The organism is Spiribacter sp. 1M189, from assembly GCF_040838345.1.
GTDB lineage: Bacteria > Pseudomonadota > Gammaproteobacteria > Nitrococcales > Nitrococcaceae > Spiribacter > Spiribacter insolitus.
Genome location: NZ_JBAKFF010000001.1, coordinates 465666 through 488138, shown reverse-complemented (window position 1 = coordinate 488138; position 22473 = coordinate 465666). Strand labels below are relative to the sequence as shown.

Genomic DNA, 22473 nt, shown 5'->3' with positions numbered 1-22473 from the left:
TCCGAACGCATTCGATCCGGAGCCGAGCATGCATCAGCCCTTGCCCACCGTCGATGAAATGGAAATGGCCCTCGCGGATAGTGGCATTGTCTGCCCCCTCCCCTCGCTGGGCGTTCTTCATGTGGCAGGCGAGGACAGCGGCGGATTCCTTCAGAACCAGCTCACTCAGGCCGTCAGCAACCTGGGTGAATCGGCGACGACGCTCGCCGCCTGGTGCAACCCCAAGGGGCGGACCCGGGCGCTGTTCCGCGTTGTGCCGAGCGACACCGGCCTGCTGCTGATCGCCGATGCCGGGCTGCTCCAGGCAATCCAGCCAAAGCTGCAGATGTTCATCCTGCGCTCACGGGTGGCCCTCACGGATCTGACGACGAGCGAGGCGCTGCTGGGGCTCGCGGGGCCAGTGGCCGAGACCCTGCTCACCGAGGCCGCTGGCTCACTGCCGAGCCAACCCGGCGGACTGGTGCGGGCCGGCGATCTGCACGTCATCGCACTGCCCGGCCACCATGGTCTGCGCTACCTGCTCCTCGCGCCGACCGAACAGATCGATGCCTTTTCGGATCGCTTCCAGGAGACACTGACCGAGGGCAGTGAGTCTTTCTGGCGGCTACAGGACATCCGCGCCGGGCTGCCCGCCGTCACGCCGGCGATCAGTGAATCGGTGATCCCCACCATGCTCAACCTCGAGCCCCTGGGGGGCATCAGTTACGAAAAGGGCTGCTATCCAGGACAGGAAGTGGTGGCCCGCATGCACTACCGGGGACAACTCAAGCGTCGGCTCTACCACGCCCGCATGGCCGGTGATCCGCCGGCGCCGGGCACCGCGGTGAACGATCACGAGGGCGCTGAGGCCGGGGTGGTGGTCAGCGCCGCCGAGGCCGCCGGGGAGGCGAGTGAGTTGCTCGCCGTCCTGCGGATCGACAAGGCCGGCAATGAGGCGCTGACGGTCAACGGCGTCGGACTCGAATTGCTCGACCTGCCCTATCCGCCGCCGGCCTGAGGCGACCGCTCAGGCCTCCGGCCGCATCGCCGGGAACAGCAGCACGTCGCGGATGGACGGGCTGTCGGTGAGCATCATCACCAGCCGATCGATACCGATGCCCTCACCCACCGCCGGCGGCATGCCATATTCGAGGGCACGGATGTAATCTTCGTCGTAATGCATGGCCTCTTCGTCACCGGCGGCCTTTTCCTCGGCCTGGTGCCGGAAGCGGCGGGCCTGGTCCTCCGCATCGTTGAGCTCAGAGAATCCGTTGGCGATCTCCCGGCCGGCGATGATGAGCTCGAAGCGCTCGGTCACGGTCGGATCGTCGTCGCGGGGCCGGGCCAGCGGCGACACCTCGGTGGGATAGTCGATGACGAAGGTGGGCTGGCGCAGCCGGCTCTCGGCGGTCTTCTCAAAGATCTCCAACAGCAGCTTGCCGGCGCCCCACTGAGACTGGACATCGATACCGAGCCCCTCGGCATGTGCGGCGAGTGCGGCGCGGTCATCCAGCTGCCCGGCCAGATCGGGGTTCTCGGCCAGCACGGCATCGCGCATGCTCAGTCGCGTAAAGGCTGGCGCCAGATCGATGCGCTCACCCTGCCATTCGATCCGCTCGCTGCCCACCACTTCCCGAGCCAGGCCCCGTAGCAGGACCTCGGTGAGGTCCATGGCATCACGGTAATCGGCATAGGCCTCGTAGAACTCCAGCATGGTGAACTCGGGGTTGTGCCGGGTTGAGACGCCCTCATTGCGGAAATTGCGGTTGATTTCGTAGACCCGCTCGAAACCGCCTACCACCAGGCGTTTGAGGTAGAGCTCCGGGGCCACACGCAGGTACAGATCCAGCGCCAGGGCGTTGTGGTGAGTCACGAAGGGCTTGGCCGCCGCCCCGCCCGGAATGGGCTGCATCATGGGCGTTTCCACCTCGAGAAACCCCTGCTCGTGGAAGACATCGCGGATATAGCGCACGATCCGGCTGCGCATGTTGAAAATGCGCCGCGCCTCGGGATTGGTCATCAGATCCAGGTAGCGCTGGCGATAACGGGCTTCGGTGTCGCCGAGACCGTGGTATTTCTCGGGCAGGGGCCGTAGCGATTTCGTCAGCAGGCGCAGCTCGTCGCATCGCACCGAGAGCTCTCCTGTCCGGGTGCGCATCAGCTTGCCCGTGGCACCGACGATATCGCCGACATCCCAGCCCTTGAAATCCTCATAGACGCCCTCCGGCAGTTCGTCACGCCGGATGAAGAGCTGGAGGTCGCCCGACATGTCGCGCACGGTGGCGAAGCTCGCCTTGCCCATGACCCGCTTGAGAATCATGCGCCCGGCGATGCTGACGCGGACGGCCTCCGCCTCCAGGCGCCCGGCATCCCAGTCCGCGCAGCGTTCCTGCAGATCGCCGGCCCGATCCCGGGGTCGGAAGTCGTTCGGGAATGCCTCGCCGCGCGCCCGCCACTCATCCAGCTTGCGCCGCCGCTCGGCGATCAGACGATGCTCTTCCTGCTCTTCGGCCATGATGTTCTCTTCTTGCGGGTACTTGACTGAGCCGTGGCCTAAAGCCCGGCCTTGAGGCTTGCCTCGATGAAAGGATCCAGATCGCCATCGAGGACGCCCTGGGTGTTACCGACTTCAACACCGGTACGCAAATCCTTGATTCGACTTTGATCGAGCACATAGGACCGAATCTGGCTTCCCCAGCCAATGTCGGCCTTGGAATCCTCCACCACCGCGGCCTGCTCGCGTTGCGCTTCCATCTCGCGCTCGTAGAGCTTGGCACGGAGCTGACTCATGGCCGTGGCGCGGTTCTTGTGCTGGGAGCGATCGTTCTGGCATTGCACCACGATGCCGGTGGGCAGATGGGTAATCCGCACCGCCGACTCCGTCCGGTTGACATGCTGGCCGCCGGCGCCGCTCGCCCGGTAGACATCCACACGCAGGTCGGACGGATCGATCTCCACCTCAACGTCTTCGTCCAGCTCCGGGCTCACGAACACCGAAGCAAACGAGGTATGCCGGCGGTTGCCAGAGTCGAACGGCGATTTTCGCACCAGGCGGTGGACACCGGTTTCGGTGCGCAGCCAGCCGAAGGCATGATCGCCTTCAACACGTATCGTCGCGCTCTTAATGCCCGCCTGCTCGCCCTCGGACACCTCGATGAGCTCACCCTTGAACCCCTTGTGCTCGATCCAGCGCAGGTACATGCGTAGCAGCATTTCCGCCCAGTCCTGCGCTTCGGTACCCCCAGAGCCCGCCTGGATGTCGAGAAAGGCGTTGGCGGGGTCCATCTCACCGGAGAACATGCGCCGGAACTCGAGGCCCTGCACGGTCTTCTCATAGTCAGCGAGATCGCTGGCCACGGCGGCCAGTGTCTCCTCATCGTCTTCCTCGCGGGCCATCTCCAGCAGCTCACCGGCATCCTCGAGGCCCGTGATCAACCCCTGCATCCGCCCGACAATCTTCTCCAGCGCGGCGCGCTCGCGGTTCAGCGCCTGGGCACGATCCGGGTCGTTCCAGATGTCGGGCTGTTCCAGTTCGCGGGTGACTTCCTCAAAGCGTTCCTCCTGCTCAGGGAGGTCAAAGATACCCCCTCAGGGACTCGGTGCGTCCCTTGAGATCATCGAGCTGACTCGTCAGTTGGTTGGTATCGAGCACGTTGTTCCTCTTGCTTGATGCGTTACCGGTATCGCGTCAGCGCACCGCTTCCCAGGCGCGGGCCAGGCGCTTCTCGGAGACCCGCTCTCGTGTCCCCAGATCCTGCGCGAACAGCGACACCCGGTACTCCTCGATCAGCCAGCGGATCTGTTCAAGCGCCGGATCGCGAATGGCCTTGCGTACATGGCGGGCCATGGCCTCGTCCAGGCGTCGCTGATGCGGTTGTATGGTGGCGAGTCCCGCCTGGTCCCGACTCGGATCGCGCTGGATCCGCTCCACCCGTCGCTGCATCGCCGCGAGATAGCGCGGCAGATCCTCGAGTCTCTCCACCGGGGTGTCCAGCATGAATCCTGGATGCACCAGCCCTTCGAGCTGATGGCGTAAGTCCTGGTAACTATCCACCAGGCCCAGCGGGATCGTACCGGTGACGGCGCGGCGCACAACCTTTTGCCGCGCAAGGATATCAGAGACGCGATCCCGGAGCCGCTCCGCCGTCGATATGATCTCGGAACGCCCTCGCTGACAGATCGCGAGCCAGTTTTCCCGATCCCTCGGGACATTTCCACTGAGGAACACATGGTCGAATACCGCTTCGGCGAACTCACGCTTGAACGCGTCGGCCGTATCGACATCGCGGTAGTCGATGGCCATGCGATCCAGTCCTTCCAGGCCGCGCCGCAGATGCCGAGCCTGCTGTGCGAAACGCTTCATGAGCAGAGCTCGGACACCCGCGCGATGGCAGGCCGCCGCCCGTTCGGGCGCATCCAGCAGTCGCAGCGCGAGACCATTGTCCTCGACCCGCAGCGCCGGATAGCCCTGCAGGGTAATGCCGCCCTGCTCGAAGGGCACCCGCTCGGGCAGCTCGCCAAAATCCCAATCGCTGATGCCGGTGCGCTCGAAACCCGAATCACCCGGCGCCTCGAAACCCTCGGCAGCATGCTCGGCAAACTCGCGCTGCAGCCCCGGTAAGTCCCGGCCGCTGCCAAGCACCTGGCCCTGCCGGTCGATGACGGCAAAGCGCATGCGCAGGTGGCTCGGCACCGCGACCTCGTCCCAGATCCCGGCGGGCAGATCGACACCGGTCATGCGGCGAAGCTCACCGCGGACCGCCGACTCCAGCGAGCCCTCCCGCGCCGTGATCGATTCCAGCACAGCGCGGGCGAAATCCGGCACTGGCACGAAGTTGCGTCGCAGTGCCTTGGGCAGTGCCCGGATGAGGGTGATGACCTTCTCCTCCAGCAATCCCGGCACCAGCCACTCAAAGCGCTCGGGCGGGAGCGCATTGAGCGCGGCCAACGGAATACGGACCGTCACACCATCGTCGTCGCTCCCCGGTGCGAAGTGGTACTGCAGAGGCAGGCGGATGCCATTGAGTTCGAGATGATCCGGGTAGTCCACCTCGCCGGTGTCCACGGCCCGGGCCATGAGCTGCCCGCGATCCAGTCGCAGGGGCTGGTCATCGCCGACTTCCCGCAGCCAGCGATCCAGGCTCGGGCCGTCCACCACCGATTCAGGAATCGCCGCCTCATAGAACGCCACCAGCGCTTCCGGCTCGACCAGCACATCGCGGCGTCGCGCCTTGGCCTCGAGCGCCTCGACCTCCTCTATGAGCGCCTGATTGGCTTTCAGGAACGCCGGGGCCTTCGGTGGCAGGTCGCCGAGCAGTCCATCACGGATGAAGATCCCGCGCGCCTCCTGCGCAGCCACACGGGCATAATCGACCTTGCGGCCACTGACGATGGGCAGGCCATAGAGCGTCACATCCTCGCGACCAAAGACCTTGCCCTTCTGCGCATCCCACCAGGGATCGTGAAAGCGATGCTTGACCAGATGCCGGGCCAGCGGTTCGATCCACTCCGGCCGAACCTCGGCTGCCGTCCGGGCAAACACCCGGCGGGTCTCGACAAGCTCCGCGGCCATGATCCAGCGCGGCCGTTTCCGGGCAACCCCCGAACCGGGATGGATGGCGAGCTTCAGCCCGCGCGGGCCGATGTACTCCTCACCCTCGTCGCGGCGGGCGATATTGGAAAGGAAACCGCTGAGCAGCGCCCGGTGAATGGCGATGGGCTTCGCCGGTCGCTCATTCTCGGCAAGCCCCATATCGCGGACCAGCCCGTGGAGCTGGCCATGCACGTCGGCCCACTCGCGCATGCGGACATGCGAGAGAAAATGCTCATGACACCAGGCCTGCAGCTTGCGCCGGCTCAGGTGATGCCCTTGCTCACGGTACTCGTCCCAGAGTCGGAGCAGCCCGGCGAAGTCCGACTGGCGGTCCTGCCAGCGGGACTGCGCGTTATCCGCCGCTTCGCGATGATCCATGGGGCGTTCCCGCGGATCCTGGATGGACAGCGCGGCGGCCAGAACCAGCAACTCCCGCAGGGCGCCCTCGCGCTCGCCGGCAAGCAGGATCCGGGCAATCCGCGGGTCCACCGGCAGTCGCGCCAGTTGACGGCCGAGGCGGGAGAGGTTCTGGCGCCGGTTGAGGGCACCGAGCTCGTCCAGCAGCTTCAGACCATCCTTGACGTACCTCGGGTCCGGCGGCTCGATGAACGGAAAATCCTCGATGGCCCCCAATCGCAGATGCTTCATCTGCAGGATGACCGAGGCCAGATTGGTCCGCAGGATCTCTGGGTCGGTAAAACGCGGCCGCGCCTCGTAGTCGGCCTGGTCATAGAGCCGGATGCAGACACCCGGCCCCTCACGGCCACAGCGTCCGGCGCGCTGATCCGCACTCGACTGGGCCACTGGCTCCACCGGCAGACGCTGAACCTTGGTGCGGTAACTGTAGCGGCTGATCCGGGCGAGGCCGCTATCCACCACGTAACGGATACCGGGAACGGTCAGCGACGTCTCGGCGACATTGGTTGACAGAACGATGCGACGGCCGCGGTGGGATGCAAATACGCGCTGCTGCTCGGCGGCGGAGAGGCGCCCATAGAGCGGCAGAATCTCGGTATGCGGCGGGTGGTGCTTGCGCAGCGCCTCAGCACACTGGCGGATCTCGCGCTCACCCGGCAGAAATACCAGCACATCCCCGCGGCCCAGCCCGGCGAGCTCGTCCACTGCCTCCAGCACCGCCTGCCGGAGGCTGCGCTCGCGTTCATCCTCCGACGCCTCAACCAGGGGCCGATAGAGGACTTCCACCGGCCAGGTCCGCCCCGAGACCTCGATAATCGGTGCATCGCCGAAATGCTCGGCAAACCTGGCCGGGTCGATGGTCGCCGAGGTGATGATCACCCGCAGGTCGGGCCGTCGCGGTAGCAGTCGCTTGAGGTACCCCAGCAGGAAATCAATGTTGAGGCTGCGCTCGTGGGCCTCATCGATGATCAGGGTATCGTAGCCCCGCAGCATCTCATCAGCCTGGGTCTCTGCGAGCAGCATGCCATCGGTCAGCAGCTTCACCCGCGTCTGTGGGCTGCTTCGATCGCTGAAGCGGACGCGATAACCCACACCCGAGCCCAGCTCGGTCCCACACTCTTCCGCCACCCGACTGGCGAGGTTGCGTGCGGCGATACGGCGAGGCTGGGTATGCCCGATCACGCCATCGATGCCGCGCCCGAGCGCCAGCATGAGCTTTGGCAGCTGGGTGCTCTTGCCCGATCCGGTCTCGCCGCAGATGACCACGACCTGGTGATCACGCACGGCTGCCTTGATCTCCTCGGCGTGCTCGAGGACCGGCAGGTCGAGATGGAAATCCGGACGCAGATCGATGGCTTCGCGGGCAGCGCGCGCGCGCTCCCGCAAGGGGTCGTGAGTGCCTTCCGGGCGTTGACGGCGACGGTTGTCCCGGCGGCGACGTCGGCGTTCAGTCATCCGGGTCGTAGGAATCGTCCACTGTTCGAGTGTCGGGTCGGCGTCGACGACGGCGGGTACTGCGCGGCTCGAAACGCAGCGCCTCGAGGTGCCAGTCATGCTCGCCGCAGGTCAGGATCAGGCAGGCCGGCCCGCCATAGGTGCGGGTGCGGCCTGCGGCGCCGGGGTTGAGCATCCAGGGCGTGATCGACTGTTCGGTGAGCTGTTGATGGCTGTGCCCGTACACAACGGCGCGGCAATCGGCGTAGTCCCGGCGATAGCGGCGATGCCGCTGCTCGATACTCCCGCCGTCATCGCCATGAATCAGCTTGACGCGCCCGCCCGGCAGTTCCACCGAGGCCTCGCGCGGCAGTTTCTCCAGCGTATCGAGCTCGGTATCCGGCCAGTGGACGGCGTTGTCATTGTTGCCACGAATGGCAATCACTTCCTCGCGCGGATGCAGGGCGAAGAGGATATCCGCCCCGCCAACATCGCCGGCATGGAGCGCGATGTCGCAGTGGCTGACCTGCTCGGCCACCCGGCTGTCGAGGAACCCGTGGGTATCCGCGAGAATGGCGACACGAACCGACCGGTCGATCATGACCGAGCGAAGCCCTCCGCGATGGCATCGCTGAGCTGCTCGTACTCGTTGGTCACCGGGAAGCGGGGGAACTCACGAATCACGTTGTCAGGGGCCCGGAAAAGAATGCCCTGCTGCGCGGCTCCCAGCATAGCCGTGTCATTGTAAGAGTCGCCCGCCGCCACCACGCTGAAGTTGAGTTCGCGCAGCGCCGAGACGGCGGCACGCTTGTGATCCGCCATGCGCAGGCGATAGCCGCTGATCCTGCCATCCTCCGCCGTCTCAAGCGTGTGGCAGAACAGCGTGGGCCAGTCGAGCTGGCGCATGAGCGGGCGAGCGAATTCGTAGAAAGTGTCTGAAAGGATGATCACCTGGTATTGCTCGCGCAGCCGGTCAAGGAATGCCCTGGCACCCGGCAGCGGCGCCATGCGGTCGATCACCGCCTGGATGTCGGGCAGACCAAGGCGGTGCTGCGCCAGTGTATCCAGCCGCATCTGCATCAGTTCATCGTAATCGGCGATGTCGCGTGTGGTGGCGCGCAGTGCTTCAATGCCAGTGAGCTCGGCGAAATCAATCCAGATTTCGGGGACGAGTACCCCTTCGAGGTCGAGACAGACGATATTCACTTGATAATGCCCAAATAATCAGGGTGGCGGACAGTAAGGCTTTTCCCGGAAGCCTGCAAGCCGGACGCCCGTGTTTCATCAAAACGTCATGCCATTGAACCAACGTGACATCGCCCCCATCTAATGGCATGTTGATGAGGCTTATGCCCGAACACCGACGGAGGTAGACAACGATGGCTCAGGATTTTCGCGCAGCCACGGCAGGCCGCAGCACGACGGGTGGCTCGGTACTCGCCACCAACAAGGTGCTGCGCAATACCTATGCGCTTCTGGCAATGACGCTGCTGTTCAGCGCCATGATGGCCGGGGTGGCCATGGCCACCAGCGCGCCACCCATGCACTGGCTACTGGTGCTGGGCGGGTATTTCGGACTCCTGTTTCTCACCACCTCCCTTCGTAACAGCGTCTGGGGATTAGTAAGCGTTTTCGCGCTCACGGGCTTCATGGGCTACACGCTGGGCCCAATCATCAGCCTCTACCTCGGTGCTTTCAGCAACGGCGCCGAGCTGGTCATGATGGCCCTTGGCGGCACCGGCGTGATCTTCCTCGGCCTGTCCGCCTATGCGCTGACCACCCAGCGTGATTTCAGCTTCATGCGCGGGTTCATTTTCGCCGGCGTGCTGGTGGCCTTCGCGGGCTCCATCGTCGCGGTTCTCTTTTCCATCCCCGCATTGTCCCTGGCCGTCAGTGCCGCCTTCGTGGTGCTGATGAGCGCGCTGATCCTCTACCAGACCAGCGAGATCATCAACGGCGGCGAGACCAACTACATCATGGCGACGATCACGTTGTACGTCACCATCTACAACCTGTTCCTCAGCCTGCTCCAGCTGCTGTCCGCCTTCGCCGGGGAGCGCTAGGACGCGGCCGGACAAAGCCTCTCGAAAGCCCCGGCCTGCCTCTCGGGCAGGCCGGGGCTTTTCTTTTAGCCCGGACTGGACTCCGCTCTGGCATGGAGTGCCACTGGTTGAAGCGTTAATAGTGAGACGCTATAACAGACAGCCATTCTGCTGCATTTTAGAATAATTCTCATGAAGCTCAGTCAGCTGCGCTATATCGTCGAGGTCAAGCGCCGTGGGCTCAACGTCTCGGCCGCCGCCGATGCGCTCTACACGTCGCAACCCGGGGTCAGCAAACAGATTCGTCTGCTCGAGGACGAGCTCGGTGTGCCGATTTTCGAGCGCAGCGGTAAACACTTCACGCGGCTCACCCGCGCGGGTGAGGAGGTCATGGCAGTCGCCGAGCGGATACTCGCCGAAACGCGCAATATCAACGCCATCGCCGAGGAATATGGTGACGACCGATCCGGCAGCTTGGCGATTGCCACCACCCACACCCAGGCCCGCCACGCCCTACCGGGCGCCGTCCAGGATTTCCGCCAGCGGTACCCGCGGGTGAGCCTGCACTTCCACCAGGGCACGCCCATGCAGATCGCCGAAATGGCCACTGCCGGTGAAGTGGATTTTGCCATCGCCACCGAGGCACTGGAGCTCTACGAGGACCTGGTCATGCTGCCCTGCTATCGCTGGAATCGCAGCATCATCGTCCCCGAGGGACACCCGCTCTGCGAGCGCACCCCGCTTACGCTGGAAGCCATCGCAGAATACCCGGTCGTTACCTATGTGTTCGGCTTCACCGGGCGCTCGCGGCTTGATGAGGCATTTGCCGAACGCGGCCTGTCTCCGGAGGTGGTGTTCACAGCCACCGACTCGGAGGTCATCAAGACCTATGTTCAACTCGGCCTCGGTGTTGGCATCATGGCCAGCATGGCCTTCGATGCCCAGCGCGACGACGGTCTGGTGGCACTGGATGCGAGCCACCTGTTCGAGCCGAGCACCACACGCATCGGGTTTCGGCGCAACGCCTACATGCGGCGCTACATGCTGGCCTTTATCGAGACCTTTGCACCGCATCTCACCGAGGATGTGGTGGCCGAGGCTATCCAGGCTCGCACCCCCGAACAGCGCACCGCGCTCGAGGAGAAACTGGAGCCAATGCTCGGCGGGACCAACGCCTAGAACGAGGCTGCCTCGATGGACCCGGAACTGCTGGAAATCCGCCGCCACCTGGGCGCCTATCCGCCTTTCGATGCGCTCTCCGACGAGTTGCTGGACGAAGTCGCGGAGCACATCGAGATCAGCTACTACCGTGCCGGCAGCCAGATCCTGGCGGCCAATCAGTCCATCGACTCGCTGTGCTACGTGCGCAGTGGCGCCGTCGAAGTCTACCGCCGCACCGGCGATCTATTCGACCGACTGGGCGAGGGAAGCATTTTCGGCCACTACGGGTTGCTCCGCGGACGCAGGGTTCACTATCCCGCCGTTGCGATCGAAGACACCCTCATTTATGCCATTCCGGTGACGATATTCGATCATCTATGCGAGGCGGACGACGACTTTGCCGACTTCGTCGAGCTGGGACGCCCGCGGCTGGAGGCCGCCGTGGAGACCCAGCGCCGCAGCAATGATCTGATGACCACGCGGGTCCGAAAGCTCGTCACCCGCGCTCCCCTGATCGCCGAATCCGGCGAGACCGCCCGCGAGGCGGCGCTCCGCCTGGCCGACGAGCCGTCCGCAGCATTGCTGGTTGTCGAAGCAAGCGGCGATGATCCGCGCTATACCTACGCCGACGCCGAGGGCGCGCTATGGCAGGTCCGCGGCATCCTGACCGACGCTGACTTCCGCGCCCGGGTCGTTGCCACCGGACTGTCCGCCGACACGCCGGTGGGCGAGATCGTCAGCGATCGTCTGGTGGCGGTGCAATCGGACGAAACCGTGCAGGAGGCCATGCTCACCATGCTCCGGCACAACGTGCATCATCTGGCGGTGGTGCACCGGCGCCGACCGATCGGGCTCATCCGGCTCGAGGATGTGGTGCGCTATGAGACTCAGAGCAGCCTCTACCTCATCGACAGCATATTCAGCCAGGCCACGCCGGCCGGGCTTGCCAAACTGCTCCCGGACGTCCGGACCTCAGCCGTGCGCATGATCCGCGACGGCGCCGACTCACGTACGGTCAGCACCGCCCTATCGTCCATCGGCCGGAGCTTCGTGCGTCGACTGCTGGAACTGGCCGAGGCCGAGCTCGGACCACCGCCAGTGCCCTATGCCTTCATGGCGATGGGTTCCATGGCCCGCAGTGAGCAGACGCTCGTCACCGACCAGGACAATGCCCTGGTGCTCGATGACGCCTTTGACCCCCAGCGCCATGACGACTACTTCCAGACCCTGGCCGAGCGAGTCAGTGACGGCCTCAATGCCTGCGGCTATGGCTACTGCAAAGGCGGGATCATGGCCACCAACTCCCGCTGGCGACAGCCGCTGTCGGTCTGGAAGCGTTACTTCCACCACTGGATCGAGCAGCCCAATCCGGAGCGGCTCCTGCATAGTAATATCTTCTTCGATCTGGACAACGCCCACGGCGAGGAGCGTTTTATCGAAGTCCTCCAGGAGCTGGTCGCCACGGAGGCCGGACAGAGCAAGGCCTTCCTCGCCGCGATGGCGCGGAATGCCCTCAACCGGACGCCGCCCATCGGTTTTTTCCGCGACTTCGTGATGGAGAAGGATGGCCGCCAGAACAACTCGATTAATGTGAAGCGCCGCGGCACGGCTCCCCTCACCGATTTGATCCGGGTCCATGCGCTCGCCTGTGGGTCCCGCGCCCAGAACTCGTTCGAGCGGCTTAACGATATTGCGGAGACCCAGCTCCTGGGGCCGGGTGTCGCCGACCGGCTCAGTTATGCGCTGGAAATACTCAGTATGACGCGTCTCCGGCACCAGGCCATCGATATCGAGCAGGAGCGTGAACCGGATAACAACATCGAGCCAGAGAACGTGCCCGCCAAGGAACGTGCCGACATTAAGGAAGCCTTCCGCGCATTGAGTCAGGCACAGAAGTTTCTGCGCTTCCGCTACCCGATGCCGGCCGGTGGCGTGCGTGCCGGTCGGCCCGGTTGATGAGGACGAAGAGCGAGGCACTCGGAGGTGGATGGTCCGGCTGGCTAAAGGATCAGACGCGGCGCGCGGCGGCTCCCGCCCTAAGGGCGTTTTACGAGCGCTTTCCTGCCAATGCCAGTCAAAGCATTGGCGAGACGCCGCTGGTAGCCCTCGACCTCGAGACCAGCGGACTGGATCCGCGACGGCATGCCATCCTCAGCATCGGGGTGGTGCCTTTTGATCTGAACGGGATCAGCATCGCCAGACGGCGTTATTGGATCCTGCGGCCGCCGCGGGGCTTCTCCGGCGGGTCCGTGGCCTATCACCACATCACCCATGCAGACACCGAGCAGGCGCCGGATTTTGCCGAGATCCTGCCGGACTTGCTGGATGCGCTTGCCGGTCGCCTGCCCGTTGTTCACTACCACCCCATCGAGCGCGGCTTTCTCGAGCGAGCGGTTCGGCAGCGCGGCCAGGGGCCATTCCGGTTTCCGCTGATCGACACCATGGCCATTGAGGCCAGACGTTACCGACAGCGCTGGCGCATGGGCCTGCGGCGACTGCTGGGCAAACCGCCGATCTCCATTCGGCTGAACGACAGCCGGGCCCGCTACAACCTGCCGGCCTACGAGGGCCACCAGGCGGTGATCGACGCCATCGGGACCGCCGAGCTGCTGCAGGCGCAGATACAACACCACTACAGCCGCTCGACGGCCATCGGCGATCTCTGGGTCTAGGCCTCCCGAGGCTCGGACATCAACCCCTTGACGATCGCGAAGCAGGCCACCAGCAGGACGATCGTGAACGGGAAGCCGGCCGATACCGCCATTGCCTGCAGGGCGGACAGGCCGCCGCCGAGCAGCAGCGCAATCGCGATGGCGCCCTCGATGATGGCCCAGAACATCCGCTGCGGCTTGGGCGCGTTGACCTTGCCGCCGGCCGTGATGGCATCGATGACCAGCGAGCCGGAGTCGGAGGATGTCACGAAGAACACGATCACCAGGAAGATCGCAATGATTGAGGTAATCATCCCCAGCGGCAGATTGCCGAGCATCTCAAAGAGCTGCAGATCGCCACTGGCGCCCGCGACGTTCTCAAGCCCGAGGTTGACCACCTGGTCGATGGCCGTGCCGCCCAGCGCCGTCATCCACAGCACAGAGATGAGCGTCGGGATAATCAGCACCGCGATCAGGAACTCACGCACGGTGCGACCGCGGCTGACCCGGGCGATGAACATGCCCACGAACGGCGACCAGGAAATCCACCAGGCCCAGTAGAACGCGGTCCAGCCCTGGCTGAAGTTGGCGTCCTCGCGGCCGAACGGATTGGAGAGCGCGGGCAGATCGGCGACGTAGGAGAACAGAAACTGGAAAAAGCCCGTGGCGATGAACAGCGTCGGCCCGAAGATGACCACGAACAGCAGCAGCAGCGCCGCCACGATCATGTTCAGCTGTGAGAGACGCTGCACGCCCTTGTCCACGCCCAGCATGACCGAGCCCAGCGCGACGACCGTGATGGCGACAATCAACAGAACCATGGTCAGCTCATCCCCCGGGATGCCGAAGAGATACGCCAGCCCCGCCGTCGCCTGCTGCGCCCCCAGCCCGAGCGATGTCGCCAGCCCGAACAGGGTCGCGAACACGGCGAGGATGTCGATGATATGCCCCGGCCATCCCCAGACGCGCTCGCCCAGAATCGGGTAGAACACCGACCGCATGGTCAGCGGCAGGCCCTTATTGAACGAGAAAAGCGCCAGCGAGAGTGCCACGACCGCGTAGATGGCCCAGGGATGCAGCCCCCAGTGGAAGATCGTAGCCGCCATCGCGAGCGAAATGGCACCACTCTCATTACCGCCAGCGGCGCCAAGCGGAGCCCAGTCCGTGCGCATGCCGTTCTCGACACTGGTGCCGCCGATGGAACTGTTGAAATGGGCCAGCGGTTCGGACACGCCGAAGTACATGAGTCCGATGCCCATACCGGCGGCGAACAGCATCGCAAACCAGCCGGCGTAGCTGAAATCCGGCTTGGCGTGCTGGCCGCCGAGCCTGACCTTGCCCAACGGCGTGAAGATCAGCCCAACGGACACCAGCACAAAGACATTGGCGCCGGCGAGGAAGAACCAGGAGATATTACTGGTGAGCCAGGCACGAAGCCCCTCGAAGAGCGGCCCCACCTGGTCCTGCAGAGCCAGCGTGATGATGACGAAGGCCAGGATGACGAGCGCCGAGAAGGTAAAGACCTTGCCATGCAAGTCAACATCGACGCCGAATTTGGTGGCAGCGATATTGTCCTGGCCGATCACATAATCGGTGTCGATGAGATTGGCCGGTCCTTCCGGGGCCGGCACGCCGGCCGGCTCGGTGCTTTCGTTGGTGTTGTCGTTAGTCACGAGGACGACTCCCTTACTGAAGTTCGAGGCACCCGATCAGGCGGGGCGCACCAGGAACACGGAGATATCGGTGTGCGAAGCGATACGGTCGCCATGCGCCGGAATGACCGCATCGAGATGCTTGGGCAGATGGGTGGCCATGACCACCAGATCGGCACCCAGCTCGTCGATGGATTTCAGAATGGTCCTATCGAGATCGGCGACCGGGTCCGGTGAGTTGATACACCGGGAGTGCGCCGGCTGGCCGTGAACCCCGGCCTGCTCCTGCGCGAACGCCTCGAGTTTCTGCGCATATTCCTCGGGGGTTCGGGCGACCGTGCCCGGCGTCGACGTGGTGACACCCAGGTAGTAGACCTCAGCGCCATAATGGCGGGCGAGGTCGGCACTGGCCGCCAGCGATCGTTCGATCGCCTCCAGATGCGCCAGGTCCACCGGCACCAATATTTTCTTGAACATGCCCTGTGCTCCTTGCATGACGGGTGAAGGTGATCCGACGGCGCAGCGCCGCGGTCCCAATACCTGCTGCATGGAAAGGGCGAAGTGCGCCTGTAACGGCACATGGAAGCGCCGGATTCACCGCGTTATCGTCGTTGTTCCCTTTAATACCCTGAGGTATCCATCTCTGGCGGGTCAACCGAGCAATCGCTGAGACAGCGCGAAAACGGGCTGAAATTCAGCCGTAGCGGGCCCGTCCGGCGAAGGCGTGGGAGAGGGTGCCGGCATCGACGTAGTCAAGATCGCCGCCCAGCGGCACGCCGTGAGCGATGCGGGAGATGCGGATATCGGCTTCAGCCGCCATGGAGGCGATGTACTGGGCGGTTGCCTCACCTTCCACCGTGGGGCTGACCGCCAGGATGATCTCCCGGACCTCACCATCCGTGAACCGGGCCTCGAGTGCCTCAAGCCCAAGCTCACCCGGGCCGATGCCATCGAGTGGCGAGAGCCTTCCCTTGAGCACGAAGTACTGACCGGCGTAATCGGTCGCGTCCTCCAGGGCCTGAACATCGGACGGGTTCTCGACCACACAAAGCACCGCCGGATCGCGCCGGTCGCTCGCACACAGCTGACAGAGATCCTCCTCGGTGAGAGTGCGACACCGTCGGCACTCGCCCACCGTCTCCGCCGCCGTTTCGAGGGCACGCGCCAGGCGCCGCGCCCCGTCCCGATCATGCTGAAGCAGCGCGAAGGTCATCCGCTGCGCAGATTTCGGGCCCACGCCCGGGAGGCAGCGCAGCGCCTCCATGAGCGACTGGACTGAGGGGGAATACGCCATTGGCGGTGCGGCCTAGAAGGGCATCTTCATGCCGGGCGGCAGGTTCAGACCCTCGGTGAGGCTGCCCATCCGCTCCTGGGTGACCTGCTCGAGCTTCTGAACGGCGTCATTGCAGGCCGCCGCTACGAGGTCCTCGACCATTTCGCGATCCTCGTAGACGCTCTCATCGATGGTCACCCGCCGGACTTCGTGGCGGCCAGTCATGACCACACTGACCATGCCGCCACCGGCCTGGCCTGTCACTTCCATCTCCGCGAGCTCGGCCTGCGCCTTCTGCATTTCTTCCTGCATGCGCTGGGCCTGCTTCATCATGTTGCCGAGTCCACCTTTCATGATCTGCTCCTAGCCGCGTGGACGAATGGATTCGCTGATGACTTCGGCATCAAAGGTTGCCCTGAGTGCCGCGATATTTGGATCCGACTCAATGGCCGCCCTGGCGTCGGCCTGTTGCTCGGCCTCGCGGCGCTCCGCCGCGGCGGCGGGCGTCTCGCTGCCCACTTCCCCCACTTCGATCTGCACGCTGACGGGCTCGCCGAAATGCGCGGACAGCGCCTCGGCGAGGCGCGCGATCACGTTGTCGTTCACGAGGTGGCGATGCCCCTCGTCAATCTGCAGCGTCACCCGGTTGCCCTCCCGACCGACCCAGTCGCAGTGATCGGCCAGGGCCTGCGCCATGCCCGAGAGCGAGAGGGCGGCGGCGAGGCGATGCCACTCCCCGCCGGCAGCGGGTTCAGTGGCTGGCGCGTCGTCGGTTGCGTCGGTGGCGGGGGCCTGCGATGGCGCCTCCGGCACTGTCGGGCCGGTGGCCTTCGCGGCGGCCGACTGACCTGCCTTGGACGGCGACGCGGATGCGGCCGGCGTCGGCCCGGACACCCCAGCCGCGCCGGGGCCATCGGCCGGAACAGGCTCGAATGCCAGCATACGCAACATGACCATTTCGAAGCCGGCGCGCGGGTCCGGTGCCAGCGGCAGGTCACGCCGACCCTGAAGGGCAATCTGGTAGAGCAACTGCACCCAGGCCGGATCGAGTTGCTCGGCCAGCGCCGCCAGCCGCTCGGCGACGGGACCATCGCCATCGAACACCGCCGGCACCGTCTGGGCGAGGCCGAGCTGATGCAGCATGGCGAGCAGTTCAGCGAGCGCCTCGCCGAAATCCGGTGCACCCTCTGCCATGCGGCCCACGGTCTCCAGCAGTCCCGGGCCGTCCGAGGCCGCGAGACGCTCCAGCAGCTCGACCATGAAATCCTGCTCGATGCTGCCCAGCATGTCGCGGACCTCGGCATCCACGAGCCGACCACCACCGAAGGCGAGCGCCTGATCCGTCAAGCTGAGCGCATCACGCATGCTGCCATCCGCAGCGCGCGAGAGCCGGGTGACCGCCGCGGCCTCGGCGTCAATGCCCTCGGCCGCGGCAATGTGCTCGAGCTGCTCACCGATCATCTTCGGCAGCAGCGGCTTGAGGTTAAACTGCAGGCACCGGGATAGCACCGTCACCGGCAGGCGCTGCGGATCGGTGGTGGCGAGAAGGAACTTGACGTGCTCCGGCGGCTCCTCAAGCGTTTTCAGCAACGCATTGAAGCTGTGCGCCGAGAGCATGTGAACCTCGTCGATGAGATAGATCTTGAAACGCCCCCGGGTCGGGGCGTACTGGACGTTATCCAGAAGCTCGCGGGTATCCTCCACCTTGGTCCGCGAAGCGGCGTCGACCTCGATCAGGTCAACGAAGCGGCCGGCATCAATCTCGGTGCAGGCGGCACATTCCCCGCATGGATGATCCGTGACACCATTCGCCTCGCAGTTCAGGCATTTGGCCAGGATCCGCGCCAACGTCGTCTTACCGACGCCGCGGGTCCCCGTGAACAGGTAGGCATGGTGCAGCCGGCCGTTGGCGAGACCGTTGGCCAGCGCACGCAGCACATGCCCCTGACCGACCATTTCGTCAAAGCGACGGGGGCGCCATTTGCGGGCAAGCACCTGATAGCTCATCGGGGCAGTATATCACCGGCGTCCGCGGCTGAAGGAGAGAAGAAGGCGGGGGCGCCAGCCACACCCCGGCGCCCGAGTCCACCGCTACCGCTGCTCCCTTCCGGGCCTGACGGGATTTGCGGTTTATCGTCGCGGGGGGACCGGCGCCACCGCAATGAAATATTAACAGTTCACCCTGTGGTGAGCGAGCCAATCGGGAGGATCCATGCCGCGGATCGGGGAGATTTTCTGGACGTTCCTGCGTCTGGGGCTGATCGCCTTCGGCGGACCGGTGGCACATCTTGGCTATTTCCGGCGCTGGTTCGTGGAGGAACGGCAGTGGCTGGGCGACGAGGCCTACGCGCAGACCCTCGCCCTGTGTCAGATGCTCCCCGGCCCCTCAAGCAGCCAGACCGGGTTTGCCATCGGCATCCATCGGGGCGGCCTGATCGGCGGTATCGCCGCCTGGACGGCCTTCACGCTGCCATCGGCGCTGATCATGATCGCCATCGGCATGGGAATCACGACCCTCGGTGAGTTTGCCGGGGCGGGATGGCTGCAGGGCCTGAAGCTCGCCGCCGTCGCGGTCGTCGCCAATGCCCTCTACGGGATGGCGCGCCAGCTGTGCCCCGATCTGCCGCGCATTGGCATCGCCGTGGTGGCCACCCTGGGGGCAAGCCTGTTACCGAATGTCGGCGGCCAGGTCGCGATGATCATCCTGGGCGGCCTGGCCGCACTGGCGTTCCTCGACACACCGACGACATCGACCGGCGGCCGGCTGAATGTCGACATCAGCCGTCGACAGGGGCTGGTCGCACTGGGGATTTTCATCGCCGGACTCGTGATACTCACCCTCCCCGGCGTGTCGGCACTGTGGGGCGTGCTCTACCGCAGCGGCGCGCTGGTATTCGGCGGCGGCCATGTCGTCCTGCCACTGCTCGAGACCGGGCTGGTGACCCCCGGGCTCATCGATGGCGATCGATTCCTGGCCGGCTACGGCGCTGCCCAGGCCATCCCCGGCCCCATCTTCACGTTCGGTGGCTACCTCGGCGCGCAGATCATGCCGAATCAGGCCCTCTGGGCCGGCTTGCTCGCCATCGTCGTGATCTTCCTCCCGGGCCTGCTGCTGGTGGCCGGGCTCCTTCCCTTCTGGAGCGCGCTCAGTCGCTTCCCGCCAATCCGCCAGGCGCTGCTTGGCATTAATGCCGCCGTTGTCGGGCTGATTGCCGCGGTGCTCTGGGACCCGATCCTGATCCAGGGGATCGGCGGCCCGATGGACGCCCTCATCGCCCTCCTCGCCCTCGCCGGCCTGGCCCTGTTGCGGTTACCGGCCTGGGCCGTGGTCGCGGCCTGCGCCTTGGCCGGTGAGCTGGTCACAAGGCTGCCCGCAGGCGGCTGAAGAACAGAGCCGCCGCCGCGGCTAGCGCCCCTCCAGGGCATAGCGCAGGACACGGCGCTTGACCCAGCCGCCGTGGTCGGCGAGCTGCATTCCCCAGCCCCGGATGGGTGCAAGCGGCCCGACCGGTGCCGTGAAGCCAATATGGAAGGCGGTCATGGTGGACTGCATGAGCTGATTGTCAGGCCGCCGGGCACGCTCGTAAGCAGCCAGCAGCGGCGGATGCGCCAGAGGAAGCGCGCGACGGTGCGCTTCGGCGATCTGCACGGCGAGCATGCGGGCATCGCGCAGACCCAGATTCACTCCCTGGCCGGCCAGCGGATGGATGACATGGGCGGAATCGCCAACAAGGACCACGTTGCCCTGCCAGTAACGCCGAGCATGCATTCGGCGAATCGGGAAACTGCCGCGGGCATGCAGCGTATCGATGAGACCGAGCTCAATCGGGAAGGCCGCCTCCACCGCCTGGACGAAGTCGGCCTCGCTCATGGCAAGGAGTTCGCGAGCCCGCGCCGGGCGGACGTACCAGACCAGCGAGGCATTGCCATCGGCGAGGGGCAGCAGGGCCTGTGGACCCTCCGGCGTAAACCGCTGCCAAGTCTGCCGGCCGGCGGCCGGGGTTGGCCGGACGCTCGCCACCACCGCATGCTGGCCGTAATCGCCCTCCCACACCGGGATCCCCGCCGTATCCCGCAGGCGCGAGGCAGCCCCATCAGCCGCCACGGTGAGAGCCGGCTCGAGTTCACCCTCGCCCTCCAGCGTCAGCCGCGGGCCATTGGGACCCGGCTGGATATCCAGCGGGGCGGCCGGGGCATCGAGCTGGACCGCTGACAGCGAAGCAGCGGTCTCGAGCAACGCCGCCTGCAGATGGTCGTTCTCGATGAACAGCCCCAGCCGATCGAGGCTGAGCTCCTCGGCTGTGAAGTGCAGGCGCCCGCCCCCCGAGATATCCCAGGTCATCACTTCGTCGAAGTCCGCGAGGCGCTCGTCGTCCAGTGCGGGCCAGGCGCCAATGGCTTCCAGATAGTCGATGGAGCGTCGGTTGAGGGCAGAGACACGCAACCGCGGCGGTTCCTGGCCACTGGGACGCGCCGGCGGGCTTGCCTCGAGCACCCGCACCGGAATGCCCCGGCGGCCGAGATCCACGGCCAGCGCCGCACCGACCATCCCACCACCGACCACGAGCACGCGATTGCCTTCCATCCCGGGGACTCCTTCCATCAATGCGGTGATGGTGCCACAGCGCCCTTCGCCGGCGCAGGCTCCAATACGGGGTTTTCTTGCCCACCATCAAAAACCGCGAGCAGATAGCCACGCAAATCGGCGAGCGTACCGATGCCCTGCTTGGGAGGCTTGAGGCCCGGCCGAAAACCCGCACTAAGGAAATCGGCAAGTAGCGCCCCGTCGCGGGCGATGATGTGCACCGGCACCTCACGCGATGCCTTGTCACCAGTGATAAGCGGTGCCGGCTGATGATCGCCGAGCAGAATGAGCACGCCGTCGCCCAGATCCCTGGCGGCCCACTCGCCGGCGGTGCGCAGCGCGTAGTCCACGGCGCGGGCATAGTGGCGCCGAACGCGGTCGCCGTCGCTCCAGACACTGCCGGGCGAGGGCCCCGCGTCCGCCCAGCGCTGAAAGACCGAGCCGTCCCTGACGTTGGCCCAGTCGACGATGGGCAGAATCGGCGTCCAGGGGGCATGACTGCTGATGAGCGCCAGTTCGGCGAACAGCGGGTCGATGGCCGGTTCGCGAATCGCGGTCTGAAAGTAATGCCAGGTGTACTGATCGGGCATGGTGACCCAGTTAAGCGGCGGCCCGGCATAATCGATACCGGCATGATCATGGATCTGGTCATAGCCCCACCGCTGACCGGCCGGCCAGGGGTCGGTAATGGCGGGCATGACCGCCGCGGTCTCGTATCCCGCGGCATCAAAGTCCCGGATCAGCGAGGGTCCCGAGGCATTGAGAAACAGATCGTAGCGGATCTGGTTGCTGATCCACCGGCCACTCAGGGCACTGCCGTGGGCAAGCCAGGACTGTCCACCCTGCACCGGTGAACGCAGCGTTGTCGTTACCGCACTTAAACCGGCCGCGACGAGCGACTCCGAGAGATCCGCCAGGGCTGCCTCGCCGGTGGCGCGATAGCGCGCATCCCGCAGCATCGTCACGCCGTAGGACTCGATGAACGCCATGATGACATCCCGGCCATCGAGCCGATCCATGGACCGCTGGACCGGGCCCTCGGACGCGGCCAGTGCGCTGGCAAAGACCTCGCGCTCGTGGGCCGTCCGGCGCATGCGCTCGGCCTGATCGCTGAAGCGGATCAGGGCCGGCGAATCCACGGCGAGGCCAATCGGCCAGGCATCGCGATAGTGATTCAGCAACAGCCCCACCCCGACCAGCGCCACACCCAGAAGACGCAACGGCAGACCGCCAGGCGCCGGTGCCAGATGCCGCAGACCGCGTGTCAGCGCGATCATCAGGGCAACGAGCCCCAGTCCCGCCAGGGCCAGGGTCAGCCAGGCCAGCGGCCCGCCGATGGCGCCACGCAGCAGATGCTCTACCGAAGCGGCCAGCGGAAGATCGATCAGCAGATTCATGGGCCGCCCCAGCGCCAGCCCCGTCCCCAGATCCGAGAGTGCCAGGGCCACGGAGAGGAGCAGCAGCGCGGCCAGCAGGCCCGAGACCCAGCCCGCCCAGGCGGCCGGCAGCATCCAGAGCAGGCCGACCATCATCACCATCTCGGTGGCCAGCCATGGATAGGGGAAGTCGGTGTAGGGCATCCACCATTCCGGCGCCACCAGCAGTAGATTGACCGCCACGACAACCAGTAGCGCGACAATGAACTGTCTCATCAATCATTCCCCATCGGGCATCCGCGCGCCCGGT

At 65.4% G+C, this 22473-nt stretch carries 18 protein-coding genes and 1 other RNA gene; 6 read left to right on the top strand and 13 right to left on the bottom strand.

All coding sequences use genetic code 11. The features are described 5' to 3' along the window. Positions 1 to 28 precede the first annotated feature (28 nt). Positions 29 to 997, top strand: a complete 969-nt coding sequence (gene ygfZ, locus V6X30_RS02420) for a CAF17-like 4Fe-4S cluster assembly/insertion protein YgfZ (RefSeq protein ID WP_367983050.1) — start codon at positions 29 to 31, stop codon at positions 995 to 997. Between the two features lie 9 nt (positions 998 to 1006). On the opposite strand, the gene lysS is transcribed toward ygfZ, so the two are convergent. The 5 genes from lysS to thrH all read right to left on the bottom strand — a co-directional run bounded on the left by lysS (position 1007) and on the right by thrH (position 8629). After that, complete coding sequence (lysS, locus tag V6X30_RS02415) at positions 1007 to 2494, bottom strand: lysine--tRNA ligase (RefSeq protein WP_367983048.1); 1488 nt, start codon at positions 2492 to 2494, stop codon at positions 1007 to 1009. 38 nt (positions 2495 to 2532) lie between these two features. After that, positions 2533 to 3631, bottom strand: a protein-coding gene (prfB, locus tag V6X30_RS02410; RefSeq protein WP_367983047.1) for a peptide chain release factor 2 whose coding sequence is annotated in 2 segments (ribosomal slippage) — positions 2533 to 3555 and positions 3557 to 3631 — 1098 coding nt in all. Because the reading frame shifts where the segments join, the coding sequence is not laid out codon by codon here. Between the two features lie 36 nt (positions 3632 to 3667). Continuing rightward, positions 3668 to 7444 carry an ATP-dependent RNA helicase HrpA gene (gene hrpA / locus V6X30_RS02405; protein ID WP_367983046.1) on the bottom strand — a complete coding sequence of 1259 codons (3777 nt, stop codon included), beginning with the start codon at positions 7442 to 7444 and terminating at the stop codon, positions 3668 to 3670. Next, complete coding sequence (locus tag V6X30_RS02400) at positions 7437 to 8024, bottom strand: metallophosphoesterase family protein (protein ID WP_367983045.1); 588 nt, start codon at positions 8022 to 8024, stop codon at positions 7437 to 7439. The genes hrpA and V6X30_RS02400 overlap by 8 nt, the downstream gene beginning before the upstream one ends. Next, positions 8021 to 8629, bottom strand: a complete 609-nt coding sequence (thrH, locus tag V6X30_RS02395) for a bifunctional phosphoserine phosphatase/homoserine phosphotransferase ThrH (protein WP_367983044.1) — start codon at positions 8627 to 8629, stop codon at positions 8021 to 8023. The genes V6X30_RS02400 and thrH overlap by 4 nt, the downstream gene beginning before the upstream one ends. A gap of 173 nt (positions 8630 to 8802) precedes the next feature. Here thrH and V6X30_RS02390 point away from each other — a divergent pair, with 173 nt between their 5' ends. The 4 genes from V6X30_RS02390 to V6X30_RS02375 all read left to right on the top strand — a co-directional run bounded on the left by V6X30_RS02390 (position 8803) and on the right by V6X30_RS02375 (position 13298). Further along, positions 8803 to 9486, top strand: coding sequence for a Bax inhibitor-1/YccA family protein (locus tag V6X30_RS02390; RefSeq protein WP_367983043.1), 684 nt, complete (start codon positions 8803 to 8805; stop codon positions 9484 to 9486). 171 nt (positions 9487 to 9657) lie between these two features. Continuing rightward, the gene (gene cysB / locus V6X30_RS02385; protein ID WP_367983042.1) at positions 9658 to 10644 is read left to right on the top strand and encodes an HTH-type transcriptional regulator CysB; all 987 of its coding nucleotides are present in this window, start codon (positions 9658 to 9660) and stop codon (positions 10642 to 10644) included. 15 nt (positions 10645 to 10659) lie between these two features. Then, a complete protein-coding gene (locus tag V6X30_RS02380) occupies positions 10660 to 12582 on the top strand; it encodes a DUF294 nucleotidyltransferase-like domain-containing protein (RefSeq protein ID WP_367983041.1) in 1923 nt (640 codons plus the stop codon). Next, entirely contained in the window at positions 12582 to 13298 is a 717-nt protein-coding gene (locus V6X30_RS02375) for a 3'-5' exonuclease (RefSeq protein ID WP_367983040.1), read from the top strand. Before V6X30_RS02380 ends, V6X30_RS02375 begins: the two co-directional genes overlap by 1 nt. Here the strand turns inward: V6X30_RS02375 and V6X30_RS02370 are convergent. From V6X30_RS02370 to ffs, 6 genes are all read right to left on the bottom strand, one after another. After that, positions 13295 to 14950, bottom strand: a complete 1656-nt coding sequence (locus V6X30_RS02370; RefSeq protein ID WP_367983039.1) for a BCCT family transporter — start codon at positions 14948 to 14950, stop codon at positions 13295 to 13297. The two genes, V6X30_RS02375 and V6X30_RS02370, sit on opposite strands and share 4 nt — an antisense overlap. Before the next feature lie 36 nt (positions 14951 to 14986). Next, the gene (locus V6X30_RS02365) at positions 14987 to 15406 is read right to left on the bottom strand and encodes a universal stress protein (RefSeq protein WP_367983038.1); all 420 of its coding nucleotides are present in this window, start codon (positions 15404 to 15406) and stop codon (positions 14987 to 14989) included. A gap of 217 nt (positions 15407 to 15623) precedes the next feature. Further along, positions 15624 to 16223 (bottom strand): recombination mediator RecR, encoded by a 600-nt coding sequence (gene recR, locus V6X30_RS02360; RefSeq protein WP_367983037.1) that lies wholly within the window; start codon positions 16221 to 16223, stop codon positions 15624 to 15626. A 12-nt stretch (positions 16224 to 16235) separates the two neighbouring features. Next, a complete protein-coding gene (locus V6X30_RS02355; RefSeq protein ID WP_367984518.1) occupies positions 16236 to 16559 on the bottom strand; it encodes a YbaB/EbfC family nucleoid-associated protein in 324 nt (107 codons plus the stop codon). Positions 16560 to 16565: 6 nt separating this feature from the next. Next, positions 16566 to 18209, bottom strand: coding sequence for a DNA polymerase III subunit gamma/tau (gene dnaX / locus V6X30_RS02350; RefSeq protein ID WP_367983036.1), 1644 nt, complete (start codon positions 18207 to 18209; stop codon positions 16566 to 16568). 49 nt (positions 18210 to 18258) lie between these two features. Further along, positions 18259 to 18355, bottom strand: an RNA gene (gene ffs, locus V6X30_RS02345) — signal recognition particle sRNA small type. Between the two features lie 59 nt (positions 18356 to 18414). Between ffs and chrA the strand changes: the two genes are divergently transcribed. Continuing rightward, positions 18415 to 19587: a chromate efflux transporter gene (chrA, locus tag V6X30_RS02340; RefSeq protein WP_367983035.1), complete on the top strand. Its 1173-nt coding sequence runs from the start codon at positions 18415 to 18417 to the stop codon at positions 19585 to 19587. A 21-nt stretch (positions 19588 to 19608) separates the two neighbouring features. On the opposite strand, the gene V6X30_RS02335 is transcribed toward chrA, so the two are convergent. Next, positions 19609 to 20787 (bottom strand): FAD-dependent monooxygenase, encoded by a 1179-nt coding sequence (locus V6X30_RS02335; protein WP_367983034.1) that lies wholly within the window; start codon positions 20785 to 20787, stop codon positions 19609 to 19611. A gap of 17 nt (positions 20788 to 20804) precedes the next feature. Then, positions 20805 to 22439: a hypothetical protein gene (locus V6X30_RS02330; protein WP_367983033.1), complete on the bottom strand. Its 1635-nt coding sequence runs from the start codon at positions 22437 to 22439 to the stop codon at positions 20805 to 20807. Positions 22440 to 22473: the final 34 nt, after the last annotated feature.